Origin of the sequence: Rhodococcus opacus B4, from assembly GCF_000010805.1 — a bacterium.
Lineage (GTDB): Bacteria > Actinomycetota > Actinomycetes > Mycobacteriales > Mycobacteriaceae > Rhodococcus_F > Rhodococcus_F opacus_C.
Window position 1 is genome coordinate 3,798,546 of the sequence record NC_012522.1, and the last position, 16,577, is coordinate 3,815,122.

17 protein-coding genes are annotated in these 16,577 nt (G+C 69.4%); 7 read left to right on the forward strand and 10 right to left on the reverse strand.

Going from position 1 to position 16,577, the window contains the following annotated elements; all coding sequences use genetic code 11:
• The first annotated feature begins 16 nt into the window (after positions 1-16).
• Together ROP_RS17285 and ROP_RS17290 are read left to right on the forward strand one after the other, a co-directional pair.
• Positions 17-607, forward strand: a complete 591-nt coding sequence (locus tag ROP_RS17285) for a chorismate mutase (RefSeq protein ID WP_012690691.1) — start codon at positions 17-19, stop codon at positions 605-607.
• Positions 608-657: 50 nt separating this feature from the next.
• Positions 658-1,629 carry a helix-turn-helix domain-containing protein gene (locus ROP_RS17290; protein WP_012690692.1) on the forward strand — a complete coding sequence of 324 codons (972 nt, stop codon included), beginning with the start codon at positions 658-660 and terminating at the stop codon, positions 1,627-1,629.
• On the opposite strand, the gene ROP_RS17295 is transcribed toward ROP_RS17290, so the two are convergent.
• Positions 1,619-2,083: a hypothetical protein gene (locus ROP_RS17295; protein WP_012690693.1), complete on the reverse strand. Its 465-nt coding sequence runs from the start codon at positions 2,081-2,083 to the stop codon at positions 1,619-1,621. The genes ROP_RS17290 and ROP_RS17295 overlap by 11 nt on opposite strands.
• Before the next feature lie 116 nt (positions 2,084-2,199).
• On the opposite strand from ROP_RS17295, the gene ROP_RS17300 reads away from it, so the two are divergent.
• Positions 2,200-3,873, forward strand: coding sequence for an alpha/beta hydrolase (locus ROP_RS17300; protein WP_012690694.1), 1,674 nt, complete (start codon positions 2,200-2,202; stop codon positions 3,871-3,873).
• 4 nt (positions 3,874-3,877) lie between these two features.
• Here ROP_RS17300 and ROP_RS17305 read toward each other — a convergent pair whose 3' ends face one another.
• On the reverse strand, positions 3,878-4,417 hold the full coding sequence (locus tag ROP_RS17305) for a hypothetical protein (RefSeq protein WP_012690695.1): 540 nt from the start codon (positions 4,415-4,417) through the stop codon (positions 3,878-3,880).
• A 100-nt stretch (positions 4,418-4,517) separates the two neighbouring features.
• On the opposite strand from ROP_RS17305, the gene ROP_RS17310 reads away from it, so the two are divergent.
• The gene (locus ROP_RS17310) at positions 4,518-5,045 is read left to right on the forward strand and encodes a peptidylprolyl isomerase (protein WP_012690696.1); all 528 of its coding nucleotides are present in this window, start codon (positions 4,518-4,520) and stop codon (positions 5,043-5,045) included.
• A gap of 13 nt (positions 5,046-5,058) precedes the next feature.
• On the forward strand, positions 5,059-5,979 hold the full coding sequence (locus ROP_RS17315) for a rhomboid family intramembrane serine protease (protein WP_012690697.1): 921 nt from the start codon (positions 5,059-5,061) through the stop codon (positions 5,977-5,979).
• Here the strand turns inward: ROP_RS17315 and ROP_RS17320 are convergent.
• Together ROP_RS17320 and crgA are read right to left on the reverse strand one after the other, a co-directional pair.
• Positions 5,973-6,431 (reverse strand): PH domain-containing protein, encoded by a 459-nt coding sequence (locus ROP_RS17320; RefSeq protein ID WP_012690698.1) that lies wholly within the window; start codon positions 6,429-6,431, stop codon positions 5,973-5,975. The genes ROP_RS17315 and ROP_RS17320 overlap by 7 nt on opposite strands.
• Before the next feature lie 67 nt (positions 6,432-6,498).
• Positions 6,499-6,762: a cell division protein CrgA gene (crgA, locus tag ROP_RS17325; protein ID WP_005249082.1), complete on the reverse strand. Its 264-nt coding sequence runs from the start codon at positions 6,760-6,762 to the stop codon at positions 6,499-6,501.
• 119 nt (positions 6,763-6,881) lie between these two features.
• Here crgA and ROP_RS17330 point away from each other — a divergent pair, with 119 nt between their 5' ends.
• Positions 6,882-7,583, forward strand: coding sequence for a DUF881 domain-containing protein (locus ROP_RS17330; protein WP_012690699.1), 702 nt, complete (start codon positions 6,882-6,884; stop codon positions 7,581-7,583).
• Between the two features lie 54 nt (positions 7,584-7,637).
• On the forward strand, positions 7,638-8,291 hold the full coding sequence (locus tag ROP_RS17335) for an aminodeoxychorismate/anthranilate synthase component II (protein ID WP_012690700.1): 654 nt from the start codon (positions 7,638-7,640) through the stop codon (positions 8,289-8,291).
• A 60-nt stretch (positions 8,292-8,351) separates the two neighbouring features.
• On the opposite strand, the gene pknB is transcribed toward ROP_RS17335, so the two are convergent.
• The 6 genes from pknB to ROP_RS17365 are packed head-to-tail and all read right to left on the reverse strand — an operon-like array spanning position 8,352 to position 16,548.
• Positions 8,352-10,271: a Stk1 family PASTA domain-containing Ser/Thr kinase gene (pknB, locus tag ROP_RS17340; protein WP_012690701.1), complete on the reverse strand. Its 1,920-nt coding sequence runs from the start codon at positions 10,269-10,271 to the stop codon at positions 8,352-8,354.
• Positions 10,268-11,656, reverse strand: coding sequence for a serine/threonine-protein kinase (locus ROP_RS17345; RefSeq protein ID WP_012690702.1), 1,389 nt, complete (start codon positions 11,654-11,656; stop codon positions 10,268-10,270). The genes pknB and ROP_RS17345 overlap by 4 nt, the downstream gene beginning before the upstream one ends.
• Before the next feature lie 2 nt (positions 11,657-11,658).
• The gene (locus tag ROP_RS17350; protein ID WP_012690703.1) at positions 11,659-13,146 is read right to left on the reverse strand and encodes a penicillin-binding transpeptidase domain-containing protein; all 1,488 of its coding nucleotides are present in this window, start codon (positions 13,144-13,146) and stop codon (positions 11,659-11,661) included.
• On the reverse strand, positions 13,143-14,597 hold the full coding sequence (locus tag ROP_RS17355; RefSeq protein WP_009476773.1) for an FtsW/RodA/SpoVE family cell cycle protein: 1,455 nt from the start codon (positions 14,595-14,597) through the stop codon (positions 13,143-13,145). Before ROP_RS17355 ends, ROP_RS17350 begins: the two co-directional genes overlap by 4 nt.
• Positions 14,597-16,087, reverse strand: coding sequence for a PP2C family protein-serine/threonine phosphatase (locus ROP_RS17360; protein ID WP_012690704.1), 1,491 nt, complete (start codon positions 16,085-16,087; stop codon positions 14,597-14,599). Before ROP_RS17360 ends, ROP_RS17355 begins: the two co-directional genes overlap by 1 nt.
• Entirely contained in the window at positions 16,084-16,548 is a 465-nt protein-coding gene (locus ROP_RS17365; RefSeq protein ID WP_005249074.1) for an FHA domain-containing protein FhaB/FipA, read from the reverse strand. The genes ROP_RS17360 and ROP_RS17365 overlap by 4 nt, the downstream gene beginning before the upstream one ends.
• Positions 16,549-16,577: the final 29 nt, after the last annotated feature.

The window sequence follows — 16,577 nt, forward strand, 5'->3', positions numbered from 1 at the left end:
GTCCTACACTCGCATCATGACGACGGCCCGGCCCGCACTCGCCCGGAGGGCGGCCGTCGCCGCGGCGCTGCTCGGACTGCTGACGGCGGGTGGTGCCGCCCCCGCGAGTGCGCAGACCCGCCCGCTGCAACCGATGGTCGAGGCGGTGTCGCTGCGCCTGGCCACGGCAGACACGGTGGCGTCCGCGAAGTGGGGCACGCCGTCGCCGATCGACGATCCCGCGCGCGAGGCGCAGGTGCTGGGGGCGGTCGCCACTCAGGCGGTCGACGAGGGCCTCAGCGCGCCGAGGGTGCAGCAGATCTTCCGGGACCAGATCGAGGCCAACAAGGCGGTGCAGCGCGCGCTGTTCTCCTGGTGGAGCGTCGCGCCGGGGGCGGCGCCGACCGTCCGGCCCGACCTGACGCAGGTCCGCCCGGTCATCGACCGCCAGAACACGGACATCCTCCTGCAGTTGCGTGAGCAGCAGGCCGTGCTCGCGGGTCCGGGTTGCGTGCCCGCTCTCGTCGACGCCGCGGTCGCGGTGGCGGCCGAGCAGCGCCTCGACGCGCTGCATCAGGCGACGCTGGCCCGCGCACTCGTGTCGATCTGCGGCGCAGTCCGCGAATGACTGGCCGTTTCGCCATGGTCCGCCAAGATATCGCCAACTAGACTCGGGGGATGATCTCCAAGGTCGCGACACTGCTCCTCGACCGGGTGTCGATGTTCGAGTTCGGTGTGGTCTGCGAGGTGTTCGGCATCGACCGCACCGAATACGGAGTGCCGGCATTCGATTTCCGGATCTGCGGGATCCGTCCCGGCGAACCTCTCGTGTCGGTCACCCCCGGTCTGACGCTCGCGGCCGGATACGGGCTGGACTCGCTGCGGGACGCGGATCTCGTCGTGGTCCCGCCGCCGGGGTCGCAGGCCGGCTTCCCCGCGGAGGCGCTCGACGCCGTACGCGCGGCCGCGGAGGCCGGTGCCACGGTCCTCAGCCTGTGCTCCGGTGCGTTCCTGCTCGGCGAGGCGGGACTGCTGGACGGGCGCAAGTGCACCACCCACTGGGGGTACGTCGAGGAACTGGCCGCCCGGTTCCCGACGGCGGTGGTCGACCCGGACGTCCTGTTCGTCGACGAGGGCAACCTCGTCACCAGCGCCGGCACCGCGGCCGGTATCGACGCCTGCCTGCACGTGGTGCGCCGGGAGCTCGGTTCCACGGTGGCCAACACGATCGCCCGCCGGATGGTCGTGCCGCCGCAACGCGACGGCGGGCAGCGGCAGTTCATCGAGCAGCCGGTGGTGGCGTGCACGTCGGACAGTCTGAGCGAGACGATGGCGTGGATGAGCGAGAACCTCGAGTTGCCGCACACGGTCGACGAGCTCGCGGCCCGCTCGTCCATGTCGTCACGGACGTTCGCGCGCAAGTTCGCGGCCGAGACGGGCACCACCCCGGTCAAGTGGCTGACGACGCAGCGCGTCCTCTACGCCCGGCAGCTACTCGAGGGCACCGACCTCGGACTCGAGGCGATCTCGAGGCGCACCGGATTCGGTTCCGGTGCGCTACTACGCCACCACTTCAACCGGGTGGTCGGTGTCGCGCCCGGCGACTACCGTCGCCGGTTCGGCTGCAACACAGCCGAACTCACGCAATGAACGTGCCGATAGCCGGGTTCGCCTGGCAGATCGGGCTGCTGCCGAAGTTGATCGACCCGAAGGCCGTGGCCACCACGTTCCCGACGCCGGTGTTCACCGTCGCGGACAGGAACGGGTAGACGCCGCCGAGATTCACGATCCCCGAGCGTCCGCTGTCGGTGTTGACCCAGGCGACGGTGACCTGCGCGGCTGCCGGAATCGGGGGCGCGGCGGGGTGCGACTCGAAGCGGATGTCGCCGTCCGCGATCGGCGGGACCGCCTCCGGCCCGGACTGTCCGGTGAGCGCCGTCAACGACATCAAGCTGCCCTGGTTCGGACATCCGATGGTGAGGGCCGGTCCACCGAAGGGGTGGGGTGGGTCGGCGCCGGCGGGGCCGGCCGTCAGCAGGGCCGCGGTGGCGGCGACCGGAAACGCGAAAACGGCGATGCGATGGGCGATACGTGTGGCGGTCATGTCTGCTCCTCGGAACGGATTCTCGCGCTGGTGCGCATCTGCCTGCGGGATACCCCTGGTACAAGCCGTGAAACGAAGACAGGACAGCAGGTCGTATGTCCAACTAGGATGCGCTGATGCCGGACACCGCGCGTTCCGTCCCCGCCCGTCTGCGGGACGGTGGCGTGCGCTACGCGCGGTCGCTGCACCCCGTCGGGCTCGCGTTCGCGTTGCTGTTCTTCGTGTGGTCGATGACGCCGTCGTTGCTGCCGCGACCGTGGTACCTGCAGGCGGTGGCCACGGGCATCAGCCTGGCCACGGGCTACGGCATCGGATGCTTCGTCGCCTGGGTGGTGCGCAGGTGCGGGGTCGAACCGAACTTCTCGCCGAAGACCCGCAGGATCGGCTGGTGGACACTGCTGGGCGCCGCCGTGGTCCTGGTACCCACCTTCCTGGTGCTGGGGTCGTGGTGGCAGCAGATCGTCCGCGAACTGGTCGGGGCAGACCACGCGAACCGCTCCTACTACCTGCTGATCCTGGTGATGTCGTTCGCCGTCGCGGCACTGCTGCTGGCCGCGGGCCGAGGCCTCCGGAGCGCCGCGCGGCGGCTGACCGCCGTCGGATTGCGGTACGTGCCCGCACCCGTCGCGAAGATCGCGAGCGTCGTCGTGCTGGTCGCCGTCCTGTTCCTCGTCGTCAACGGCGCGCTCTACGCGGGCCTGCTCGCCCTCGCCAACGGCAGCCTCGCCGCCGCCGACCACGACACGGCCGCAGGCGTCACCGAGCCGACCGCCCCGGAACGGTCCGGCTCACCGGACTCGGCGGAACCCTGGAACTCACTGGGCAAGGAGGGGCGCACGTTCGTCGCCGGTGGTCCGTCCGCCGCAGACATCACCGCCCTCACCGGACGCCCGGCTCTCACACCGATCCGCACATACGCGGGTCGCGACTCCGCAGGCACCGTCCAGGAGGTCGCGGAGCACGTGGTCGCCGAACTGAAACGCACCGGCGCGTACGACCGCGCCGTGCTGGCCGTCGCCACGACCACCGGTCGCGGCTGGGTCAACCAGGACGTCGCCTCCTCGCTGGAGTACCTGTACGACGGCGACACCGCGATCGCGTCGATGCAGTATTCGTTCCTCCCCAGCCCGCTCGCGTTCATCGCGGACCGGGAGACCCCGATGGTGGCGGGCCGGGCGTTGTTCGAGGCCGTCTACGCCGAATGGGCCGCGTTGCCGCAGGAGTCGCGGCCGAAGCTGGTGGTGTTCGGGGAGAGTCTCGGCTCGTACGGGGGACAGGCCGCGTTCGTCGGCGGGCAGGACATGCTGGCCCGCGTCGACGGCGCACTGTGGGTGGGCACCCCGAACTTCACCGAACAGTGGACGCGGATCACCGAGAACCGCGATCCGGGCTCGTTCGAGCGGGTGCCGGTGATCGAGGACGGCGCGGGGATCCGTTTCGCCGGAGACCCCGCCGACCTCGAACTCGACGGTCCGTGGGGCGAGCGCCGGGTGGTGTACTGGCAGCACGCCGGCGACCCCATCACCTGGTGGTCGTTCGACCTGTTGCTGAACCGCCCCGACTGGCTTCGCGAGCCGCACGGTCCGGACGTGGATCCCGGAATGCGGTGGATCCCATTCGTGACGTTCTGGCAGGTCACCCTGGACATGGTGTTCTCGGCGGACGTGCCGCCCGGCCACGGGCACAACTACGGAGAGGACGCCGTCGACATGTGGGCGGCGATCCTGCAACCCCCGGGCTGGACGCCGGACGACACCGAGCGTGCGCGCGCCGCGCTGGCCGGGGAGTGAGAAGTCAGCTGGACGCGAGAGGCTTCGTCGCCGTGGGCGGCGTGGGTTCCTGCGAGTTCGGGCTCTCGGCGTCGCGCAGGGTCGGGGGAGCGGACGCGACACGTGGCTGCTCCCGGCGACGGCTCTTGAAGAACACCGCGCCCCCGGCGACAGCGGCGCCGACCAGCACGACGATCGCGATGCGACGCCCCTTCCGCGACTTCTTCTCCTCGACGGGCGCGACAGTCGAGGTCAGCGGACGCACGACGTCCTGGGCGACCTTCTTCACCGGCACGGTCCGGGCGCGGTCGTAACCCTGCTTCGCCAGCGACGCCCCCTGCCTGCCGAGGAACAGACCGAGCTGACCGGCGCCGCGAGCCGTGGCGAGAGCGGCCGAACGCGCACAGCGCAGGGCCTGATCGACAGCCTCGGATTCCCGGACCCGGGAAGCCGAATCCTCGACGTGGGCCAGCGCGGTCTCGACTCGTTCGGACACCTGCTCCTGCAGGTGCTCGGCGCGTTCGGTCGGAAGCAGATTCGTGAGGGACTCCGTCGCTCGTGTCATGACCCCACTTTGTCACAAGAACCGGCAGCACGAACCGATCCGAAGTACTCGAGTCACGGCGGCGGAACCACACGGAACCGCACAATGGCAACATGGTGGTGTGACTTCACCTCATCAGACCGCAACCGCAACGCTGCACACCAACCGCGGCGACATCAAGATCGCGCTGTTCGGCAACCACGCGCCCAAGACCGTCGAGAACTTCGTCGGCCTGGCCGACGGTTCGAAGGACTACAGCACCGCCAACGCCGGCGGCACCAACTCCGGACCGTTCTACGACGGCGCCGTCTTCCACCGCGTCATCGACGGGTTCATGATCCAGGGCGGCGACCCGACGGGCACCGGCGCCGGCGGCCCGGGCTACAAGTTCGGCGACGAGTTCCACCCGGAACTGCAGTTCGACCGCGCCTACATCCTGGCCATGGCCAACGCGGGCCCGGGAACCAACGGTTCGCAGTTCTTCATCACCACCGGCCCGACGCCGCACCTCAACCGTCGCCACACCATCTTCGGTGAGGTCGTCGACGAGGAGTCGAAGAAGGTCGTCGACGCCATCTCGACCACGGCCACCGATCGCTCGGACCGTCCGCTCGAGCCGGTCGTGATCAACAGCGTCACCATCGCGTAGGGAACCGCAGCACATGACCAACCCCGGCTGGGGCGGTGCCGCGAACGAGGGCACTCCGCCCCAGCCGCGGTGCGTCCGCCACCCCGATCGACCCACCGCGCTGTCGTGCAACCGGTGCGGTCGCCCGGCGTGCCCCGAATGCCTCCGCGAAGCGGCCGTCGGCTACCAGTGCGTCGACTGCGTCGCCGCCGGGCAGCGTGACGTCCGTCAGGTCCGCAACGTCGCAGGCGCCGTGACCACGCAGCAGCGTGCGATGCCGCTGGTGACGTACATCCTGATGGCCGCGAACGTCGGCATCTTCCTGATCACCGCGGCGCAGTCCCGCAGCATCATGCAGAACCAGGCGGGATCGACGCTCTTCGCCGATTGGGCGCTGTTCCCACCCGCTGTCGTGGACGGTCAGCTCGTCCGTGTGATCGGCAGCGGATTCCTCCACTTCGGTCTCATCCACCTGGCCGTCAACATGTTCGCGCTGTGGATCATCGGCCGCGACACCGAACTGGTCCTCGGCCGCGCCCGCTACGCCTGCGTGTACTTCGCATCGATCCTCGGCGGTTCCGCCGCGGTGATGCTGTTCCAGCTGCACGCCGTCACCGCGGGTGCGTCGGGCGCCGTGTTCGGACTGATGGGCGCGCAGGCCGTCATCCTCCTGAGGCTGCGACGCAGTCCGGCGCCGGTGATCTCGGTGATCGCCATCAACGTGATCATCAGCATCACCATCCCCGGCATCTCACTGTGGGGGCATCTCGGCGGCCTTGTCGCCGGGGCGGCGGCCACCGCGGCCGTCCTCTACGCGCCTCAGCTGCTGGGCGCCGGGAACAACCGGGAGAAGGCCGTCACCGTCGGCTGGGTCTGCCTCGGTGCCGTGGTGCTGGTGCCGCTGGCCGTCATCGCGGTCCGCACCCTGCAGCTCCGCGCGAGCTTCGGCTACTGACCCCGGCCCACCAGACGGTGCACCGCGAGGGCATCGAACACGTCCTCCGGATTGGTGCCGAGATCCCAGCGGCCGAAGATCAGGAGGCGTTCGGTGCCGTCCTCGGTGCGGACGTCGATCTCGAGCATCGGCACGCGGCGGCCCAACCGCGGATACCGGACCAGACGCGCCCGGTCGATCTGCGCCCGGGCGTACCCGTGGCGGCCCGTCAGCCGGCGCACCACGATCCCGCCGCCCTCCTTGTCGACGGCCAGGCGCGGGCGCTGCCGGAGCGCCGACGCGGCGGTCAGCAGCAGCCCGACGGCGGCGACGCACACCAGAACGCGGCCCGCCGGCTCGGTCGACACCGAGAGTCCCGCGACCCCCAACGCGAGCCCGCCCGCGGCCAGAGCGATCACCGCACCGAGCGGCGTCGACCACTCCAGCGGTGCCTCGTCAGCAGACATCGGCACTCGACCTGCGGCTATCCACAGGGGTTGTCCACATTGGGGATGAATGACATGCGTGTAATTGTGATCGTCAACGCCAGCGCATCGTCATGATCAGGCCGACCACCATGAAGCCGAACCCGATGAGGAAGTTGTAGGCACCGAGGTTGTTCATCCACTCGAGCTGGTCGGCGGCCAGGTAGTAGACGAGCAGCCACACCAGGCCGACCAGCATGAACCCGAGCATCACCGAGACGTACAGGGTGCTCGACGGACCCGCCTTCACCTTCACCGGGGTGCGGCTCGCAGGGTTGATCGTGTAATCGGTCTTCTTTCGGACCTTCGACTTCGGCATGACGTCCTCGTTCGTGCGGCTCTACGGGAATGTGGGCAGGTAGATTCGGAAATACCTGCGTGTGTACACGCTAACGTAGCCGCGATTCGCGCGGCGAGGACGAGGGGACGGAAACACCGGTGACCAGGTCGATCTTCTGGCGGATCGCGGTGCTGGTGGTGTGTCTCGTGGCCGGCCTGCTGGTGGCCACCACCCGCCAGGTGTCGCACGGCAACGAGATCCGCGCCGGCGATTCCACCCGATTGTCCGACCTCGTGCGGAACGCGCAGTCCGAGACCGACCAGGTGGCCGAGACCCGAGACAACCTGGCGGCGCAGGTCGAGTCGCTGCAGCAGGACGCCGCGGCGTCCGACAGCGGGGTCGCGCAGGCCCTCGCCGACAGCAAGGCGCTCGCCACGGACGCCGGACTCACCCCGATGACCGGTCCCGGCGTCACCGTCACACTCACCGACGCCCCCCGCGACGCCGACGGCAAGTATCCCGTCGACGCGTCGCCGGACGATCTCGTCGTCCACCAGCAGGACGTCCAGAGCGTGCTGAACGCGCTGTGGGTGGGCGGCGCCGAGGCCGTCGGCATGCAGGACCAGCGGATCGTCAACACGTCCGCGCCGCGCTGCATCGGCAACACCCTGCTGCTGCACGGCCGCACGTACAGCCCGCCGTACGTGATGTCGGCGATCGGTGATCCCGCCCGACTGGAGGCGGCACTCGCCAACGAACCCGGAATCCGCCTGTTCAAGCAGTACGCGACGCGGTTCGGCCTCGGCTATTCGGAGGCCGCGTCCGGCCAATTGTCCGTGCCCGGTTACGCCGGTCACTGACGCGAACGGTCCCCGGCCGTGCGGGACACGAGGCGGGCAGAATACCCTGCTCCCATGAGGATTCTCGTCGTCGACAACTACGACAGCTTCGTGTTCAACCTGGTCCAGTACCTCGGACAGCTGGGAACACGGGCCGTGGTCTGGCGCAACGACGATCCGAACCTCACCGGGCCCGACGCGATCGCGGCCGCGGCGGCCGACTTCGACGGCATCCTCCTGAGCCCCGGCCCCGGCACACCGCAGCGCGCAGGCGCGACGATGGACCTGGTCACGGCATGTGCCGCGGCCGGCACGCCGCTCCTCGGCGTGTGCCTCGGACACCAGGCGATCGGTGCCGCGTTCGGCGCGACCGTCGACCGGGCGCCCGAACTCCTGCACGGCAAGACCAGCGTCGTCCACCACCGCGGCGAGGGTGTCCTCGCGGGTCTGCCCGACCCGTTCACCGCCACGCGGTACCACTCGCTGACCGTCCTGGAAGACACCATCCCGGACGAACTCGAGGTCACCGCGCACACCGACAGCGGCATCGTCATGGCGATGCGGCACCGCGAACTGCCGATCCACGGCGTGCAGTTCCATCCGGAGTCCGTGCTCACCGAGGGCGGGCACCGCATGCTCGCCAACTGGCTCACCGTCTGCGGCGACGCCCCGAAGGAATCCCTCGTCGCCACGCTCGAAGCCGAGGTCGCGCAGGCACTGGGCGCGTAGCTCCCGTGCGCCTTTCTGGTAGCTGGAGCAACCACAAAGGCGCACGGGCGGCGGAGCCGCCTACCGCGGGATGCCGAGCGCGCCGACGCCGACCGAGACGACTCCGTTCTTGGTGATCTCCGATCCCGGCGGCTGTTCCTGGCTGATGATCTTGCCGACCATCTCCGGGTCCAGCGTGGATGTCTGCGTCTGATTCAGCGACGCCGACGACCCGCTCCAGCCGGCGCTGCGCAGCTCCGCGAGCGCCTGCGACACGGTCTTGCCCGTCAGGTCGGGCATCTCGATGTTGTTGCCGTTCGACACCCGGATCTGGATGGTGTCGCCCTTGGCGGCGGTGGAGCCGCCGACGGGATCGGTGGAGACGACCTGACCCTTGGGCACCCCGGAGTCGATGTTCTGGATCTGCACCTTGAAGCCGGCACCCTCGATGTTCGCCTGCGCGACCTCGACCTTCTGGCCGGTGACGTCGGGGATGCGGATCTGCTCGGGTCCGGTGCCCAGCGTGACGGCGACCTCGGAGTCGAGGGAGATGCTCGCCCCGGACGACGGGTTCTGCTGGATCACCTTGTCGACGTCGGACGCGTCGGACGGTGCGCGGGCGACGGCGGTGTCGAGCCGCAGTCCGACCGCGTTGAGCTCCTGCTGGGCTTCGTCCTGGGTCAGGCCCGCGAGCCGCGGGACCTTCACCTGTTCGGGGCCCGACGACACCTCGAGGGTGATCGTGCTGCCCTCGTCCACCTGCACGCCGCCGACGGGCCGGGTGGTGATGACGTTGCCGGTCGCCACGACGGCGTCGGGTTTCTGCTGCCGGGAGACGCGGAAACCGAGGTTCTGCAGCGTCGTCTCGGCGTCGTCCGCGGCCTGGTTCGTGACGTCGGGCATGGTGACCTGGTCGGCCTTCGAGCCCGGGCCCACGGACCACAGGAACGCGCCGACGATGCCGACGACGATGAGGGCGCCGAGCGCCATCAGCGCCAGCCGCATCGGGTTCTTCTTCTTGTCGGGCTCGCCGCCGTCCGTCTTCGCCGCCGACGTCTGCGTGGTGTTCGGCGGGCGCCGGTAGTTCCCGGCTCCGGAGTCGACGGCACCGAGGATCGTGGTGCGGTCCTCGTCGCTCATGACCATCGGCGCGCTGGGGCGCTGCCCGCCGAGAACCCGGACCAGGTCGCTGCGCATGTCGGCGGCGGTCTGGTAGCGGTTGGCGGGGTTCTTGCTCATCGCCTTGAGGATCACCGAGTCGAGCTCACGCGGAATGTCCGGGTTGACCACGGACGGCGTCTGCGGGTCCTCCCGCACGTGCTGGTACGCGACCGCGACCGGGGAGTCGCCCTTGAACGGGGGTTCGCCGGTGAGGATCTCGAACAGCACGCAGCCGAGCGAGTACACGTCGGATCGGGCGTCGACCTGCTCGCCGCGGGCTTGCTCGGGCGACAGGTACTGGGCGGTGCCGATGACGGCGGCCGTCTGCGTCATGGGGCTGGACGCGTCGGAGATCGCCCGCGCGATGCCGAAGTCCATCACCTTCACCGCACCCGCACGGTTGATCATCACGTTGGCGGGCTTCACGTCGCGGTGCACGATGCCGTTGCGGTGGCTGAAGTCGAGCGCCGCGCACACATCCGAGATGACTTCCATCGCACGCCGCGGTGCCATCGGGCCCTCGCCGCGCACGATGTCGCGCAACGTGTCGCCGTCCACGTACTCCATCACGATGTACGGCAGCGGTCCCGCGTCGGTTTCCGCCTCGCCGGTGTCGTAGACGGCCACGATCGCCGGATGGTTCAGCGCCGCCGCGTTCTGCGCCTCGCGGCGGAACCGCAGGTAGAACGTGGGGTCGCGGGCCAGGTCGGCACGCAGGACCTTGATCGCGACGTCGCGGCTGAGCCGGACGTCGCGGGCGAGGTGGACCTCGGACATGCCACCGAAGCCGAGAATCTCACCCAGCTCGTAGCGTGAGGAGAGGTTGCGCGGTGTCGTCATGGCTGTCCTTGTGGGGTCGGAGTAGCTGACTCCGACGTGGTCGTCGTGGTCGTCGTCGTGGGTGCGGTGGTGGTGGTCGTCGTCGTGGTAGTCGTCGTCGGCTCTGTCGTCGTCGTGGTCGTCGGCTGGGTGGTGGTGGTCGTCGTGTACGGCGGCTCGGTGGTCGTCGTGTACGGCGGCTCGGTGGTCGTGGTGTATTCCTCGGTCGTGGTGGTCGTCGTCGGCCGCGGCGTCGTCGTGATCGTCCGCAGCGACGAGGTGATCGCCGGCGACGTCGGTTCCTTCGTGTCACCGCCGTCGAACAGAACCAGCGCGAGCGCGATGATCGCCGCCAGCAGGATCAAACCACCCGCACCCCAGGCGATGGCCTTCTGGCCACTGGTCAACCCGCCCTTCTTGCCGTCACCGTTCCCGTCGTCCGGCGGCACCTGCCCGGTGACCGGCCCCGCATACGCGGTCTGTGACGGCGGGATCATCTGGGTGGCACCGGTCATCGGCGGCGGCAGCACCCGCGACGTTCCGGTCCCCATGCTGCCGGGAGGCGGAGGCCGCCGGCCCGCCCGGACCGCCGCGACCGCGTCGGCGAACTCTCCGCCACTGGCGTAGCGGGTGCTCGGGTCCTTCGCGATCGTGATGTCGATGAGCTCGCGGATGTTCGGCGGCAGGTCGTTCGGCAACGGCGCCGGCGCCTCCTGCACGTGTTTCATCGCCACCGTGATGGCCCCGTCGCCGATGAACGGGCGTCGTCCCGACAGCGCTTCGTAGCCGACGATGCCGAGAGAGTACACGTCGCTGGCCGCCGTCGCGTCCTGGCCGAGTGCCTGCTCGGGGGCGATGTACTGGGCGGTGCCCATCACCATGCCGGTGCGCGTGACCGGCGAGTTCTCCACGGCTTTGGCGATGCCGAAGTCGGTGATCTTCACCTGGCCGGTGGGGGTGATCAGGATGTTGCCCGGCTTCACGTCGCGGTGCACGACTCCGGCGTCGTGCGCCACCTGCAGGGCCCGCCCGGTCTGCTCGAGCATGTCCAGAGCGTGCGGCACCGCGAGCCGGCCCACTCGCGCGAGGACGGCGTTCAGCGGCTCCCCGTTGACGAGTTCCATCACCAGGTAGGCGGTGGAGTCGCCGGTGGCGTCGCGGACCTCGCCGTAGTCGTAGATCCCGGCGATGCCGGAATGGTTCAGCTGCGCGGTGGTGCGCGCCTCGAAGCGGAACCGTTCGACGAACTCCGGGTCGGACGAGAACTCGGACTTCAGCACCTTCACCGCGACCCGACGGTTGAGCCGGTTGTCCGTCGCTTCCCAGACCTGTCCCATTCCGCCCGTCGCGATCAGCCGGATCAGGCGGTATCGATTGGCGATCAGCGCGCCGTTGTTCAGTGCCACAATCAGCCCCCTTGTAGTCCGGCTGCGATGACGGCACGGCCGATAGGTGCAGCCACCGAGCCGCCGGTTGCGGCCAGTGCACGATCTCCGCCGTCCTCGACGATGACCGCGATGGCGACGGTCGGGTTCTGGGCGGGTGCGAATCCGATGTACCAGGCGTGGGGCGGGGTGTTCCGTGGGTCGGTTCCGTGTTCGGCGGTGCCCGTCTTGGACGCGATCTGGACGCCCGGGATCTTGCCCTCGCCGCTGGTGTTGTTCTCGGAACCGATCATCAGATCGGTCAGGGTAGCCGCCACCTGCGACGACATCGCCTGGCCCTCGGACACCGGGTTGGTGGTCGCGAGGTTCGACAGGTCCGGGCCCTGCAGTTCCGACACCAGCTGTGGCTGCATCCGCACTCCACCGTTGGCGACAGTAGCCGCGATCATCGCGTTCTGCAGCGGGGTGAGCGCCACGTCCCGCTGGCCGATGCTGCTCTGGCCGAGTGCGGCGTCGTCGGGGATCGACCCGATGGTGCTGTCGGCGACGGGGAACGGGACGCCGGGCATCTGCCCGCCGATGCCGAGTGCGCTGGACTGGTCGCCGACGGCGTCGGCGCCGGTCTTCACGCCGAGTTCGACGAATGCCGTGTTGCAGGACCGCGCGAACGCTTCCCGCAGCGACGCGGTGGGTGCGCCGCCGCAGGTGGAGCCGTTGTAGTTCTCGAGCGTCGTCGACGTGCCGGGAAGAGTGATCTGCGGGGCCGCGGTCAGCTGGGTGTCGGGGGTGGTTCCGGCGGCGAGAGCCGCGGCGGTGACCACCACCTTGAACGTGGAACCGGGCGGGTACGTCTGCGACACCGCACGGTTGATCAGCGGCTTCTCCGGATCGGCGTTCAGCGCCTCCCACGCCTGGGTGGTCTCGGTGCCGTCGTGGCTGGCGAGCGAGTTGGGATCGTAGCTCGGGGTGCTCACCATCGTGAGGATGCGTCCGGTGCTCGGCTCGATCGCCACGACCGAACCGGTGTAGCCCTTTGCGGTCAGCTCGTCGTACGCCACCTGCTGCATCACCGGGTTGATGGTGCTCACCACATTGCCGCCACGCGGGTCGCGTCCGGACACGAGGTCGAAGAAGCGACGCCCGAACAGCCGGTTGTCGGAACCGTTGAGGACCGGGTCCTCGGCACGCTCGAGTCCGGTGCTGCCGTACTGCATCGAGTAGAAACCGGTGACCGGTGCGTTGGCCAGCGGGCTCGACGGCGCCGCCGGGTTCGGCGGGTAGGTCCGCAGGTACTTGTAGCGGTCGTCGGTCGGAACGGAGGCCGCGAGCACCTGCCCGGCCGCCGAGATCTGGCCGCGCTGACGCGAGTACTCGTCGAGCAGCACGCGCGAGTTCCGCGGATCGGCCCGCAGGTTGTCCGCCTTGATGACCTGAACGTAGGTGGCGTTGGCGAGGAGGGCGACCACCATCACCATGACGGCGATCGCGACACGGCGCAGCGGTGTGTTCATGAGCGCGGCACCATCTCGGTCGGGGCGTCGGCGATGGGTGCGGGGCCCTTCTTCTTCGGCACGGCCGGCTCACGGGCGGCGTCGGAGATTTTGATCAGGATCGCGAGGAGGAGGTAGTTGGCGAGCAGGGACGACCCGCCGTACGACATGAACGGCGTGGTCAGACCGGTGAGGGGGATCAGCTTGGTGACGCCGCCGACCACCACGAACACCTGCACCGCGATCGTGAACGACAGACCGGCGGCGAGGAGCTTGCCGAAACTGTCGCGGACGGCGAGCGCGGTGCGCAGCCCGCGGATGACGAGAATCAGGAACAGCATCAGGACGGCGGCGAGGCCGATCAGTCCGAGTTCCTCACCGATCGTCGCGACGATGAAGTCGGTCTTCGCGAACGGCACCTGGGCGGGCCGGCCGCTGCCGAGGCCCGTCCCCGCGACGCCACCGGTCGCGAGCCCGAACAGCGACTGGGAGATCTGGTAGCCGGTGTTGTTGTAGTCGGCCAGCGGGTCGAGCCAGGTGCTGACCCGGACCCGGACGTGGCCGAACAGCTGGTACGCGAAGAAGAAACCGATGCCGAGCAGTCCGACGCCGATCAGCAGCCATCCGACGCGTTCGGTGGCGATGTAGAGCATCACGAGCACGGTGCTGAACAGCAGCAGCGACGTGCCGAGGTCCTTCTCCAGCACCAGCACCCCCACCGACACCATCCACGCGACGAGGATGGGCCCGAGGTCGCGGGCGCGCGGGAGGTCGATGCCGAACACGTGCTTGCCCGCGGTGGTGAACAGGTCGCGCTTCGCGACGAGGACGGAGGCGAAGAAGATGATCAGGAGGATCTTCGCGAACTCGCCGGGCTGAATGCTGAAGCCGGGGAGACGGATCCAGATCTTCGCGCCGTTCACCTCGGAGAAGCTCGACGGCAGGATCGCCGGGATGGCGAGGAACACCAGCCCGGCGAGGCCGAGGGTGTAGCTGTAGCGGGCGAGCAGGCGGTAGTCCTTGAGCAGCACCAGCACGGCCACGAAACCGGCGATGGCCAGCGTCGTCCACAGCACCTGCTGGTTGGCGTCCGGCGACGGGACGGGCAGCCCGAAGTAGGCGGCGGACTGCGCGTCGGCGAGGTCGAGCCGGTGGATCAGCACCAGGCCGAGTCCGTTGAGCAGCGCCACGATCGGCAGGATCAGGGGGTCGGCATACGGCGCGAACCGGCGCACCGCGAGATGCGCGATCAGGAACAGCGCCGAGTAGGCGGCGGCGTACTTGGCGAGGTCCCAGGTGATGCTCTGCTCCTGGCTGGCCTCGACGAGCACCAGCGAGATCGTCGTGATCAGGATCGCGAAACCGATCAGGATCAGTTCGGTACCCCGGCGCGTCGACTGGACGGGGGCTGGCGCGAACCCGCCGGGTGGACTGGGAAACTGCGCCCCCGGTGATGCACTTGCGACCGACATCAGCTAGCCGTCCTGCAGTTCTGACCGGGAACCTGGGTCACGGTCGGCGCCGGGGTGGCGGTCGGGGTCTGGGGTGCAGGCGTCTCCGGTCCCGGCAACGCTGCCGGGGGAGCGGGTGCGGGAGCGGGCGCGGGCGGCGGCGTGGTCTCCGGGACCGGCGCGGGGGCCGGGGTCGGAGCAGGACTCGGCGCCGGGGTGGTCGTCGTGGTGGTGGCCGACTCCGACTCACAGACCGGAAGCAGATCGTTCTGGGCGAGCCGCGTCATCTGGTTGCGGACGTCGTCGAGCTTGCCCGACGGCAGCCCGGCCCGCACCTGCTCACGGGCGGACGGCTGGAGGTCGTCGACCTCGAGGATGGTGCACCCGTTCGGCGATTCGGTCGGCGACATCAACGTCAGGTCGCCGGAATCGCTGACACAGCCGACGAGATTCGCCTCCTGCAGCGAGTAACCGAGCACCGAACCGGGAACGCCGCGCAGCACGGTGACGCGTTCGCCGTCGGCGCCGACGTAGTAGTTGTTGCGGACCAGAGCCCGCCCCACGAAGGCAGCGACGGCGACCACGACGATCAGACCGAGCGCGAGTGCGGCCCACCACATGCGGTGCCGCTTCTTCTTCGTCGGCGGTTCCTCGACCTGCGGGACCACCCGCTTCGGCGTGGCACGCGGCGGACGCATCGCCGCGGCGCGTCCCGCGGCCGTGTTCGGCGGGGGCGCGTCCTCTTCGTCGTCGGCGGAGGCGGCACCGGCCACGATGGGATGACTCTGCCCGTAATCGAGGTCGATGACGTCGGCGACGACGACCGTCACGTTGTCCGGGCCGCCGCTGCGCAGTGCGAGTTCGATGAGCCGGTCGGCGCACTCGTCCTGCGAGCCCTCCCGCATCGTGTTCTCGATGGTCTCGTCGCTGACCACGTCCGACAGTCCGTCGGAGCACAGCAGATAACGGTCGCCGGCGCGGGCCTCGCGGACCGTCAGCGTCGGTTCGATCTCGTTGCCGGTGAGGGCGCGCATGATGAGCGAGCGCTGCGGGTGGGTGTGCGCCTGCTCGGCGGTGATCCGGCCCTCGTCGACCAGCGACTGCACGAACGTGTCGTCCCGGGTGATCTGCGCCAGCGAGTCGTCGCGGAGCAGGTAGGCGCGCGAGTCGCCGATGTGGACCAGCCCGAGCTTGTTGCCGGAGAACAGGATTGCGGTGAGCGTGGTGCCCATGCCGTCGAGTTCCGGGTCTTCCTCGACGTGATCGGCGATGGTGTCGTTGCCCTCGCGGGTGGCGGCCTCCAGCTTGCCGAGCAGGTCTTCGCCGGGCTCGTCGTCGTCGAGGTGCGCGAGGGCCGCGATCATCAACTGCGACGCGACCTCACCGGCCGCGTGACCGCCCATGCCGTCCGCGAGCGCCAGCAGGCGGGCCCCGGCGTACACCGAATCTTCGTTGTTGGAACGGACGAGGCCACGATCGCTGCGGGCGGCATAGCGGAGTACGAGGGTCACGGGCGCAACTCGATTACCGTTTTGCCGACCCGTACGGGGGTACCGAGCGGCACGCGGACAGATGTGGTGACCTTGGCGCGGTCCAGATACGTGCCGTTGGTCGAGCCGAGGTCTTCGACGTACCAGTCGGCGCCTCGCGGGGAGAGCCGAGCGTGGCGGGTGGAGGCGTAGTCGTCGGTGAGGACGAGCGTGGAGTCGTCGGCCCGGCCGATGAGGACGGGCTGAGTGCCGAGAGTGATGCGCGTGCCGGCGAGGCCGCCCTGCGTCACCACCAGATACTTGGCCGTCTTCGTCTTCCCCAGCGACGGCAGAACATTGCCGCTGCGCGAATATCGGGGCGGCACACGGACGCCGGAGCCGGCGTAGATGTCGCCGCGCAACGCCCGCAGAACGGTCCAGACGAACAGCCACAGCAGAAGCAGGAACCCTGCTCGTGTGAGTTGCAGAATCAAACCTTGCACGGCAGTCCACCTCCTTCTGTGGCCGGAAC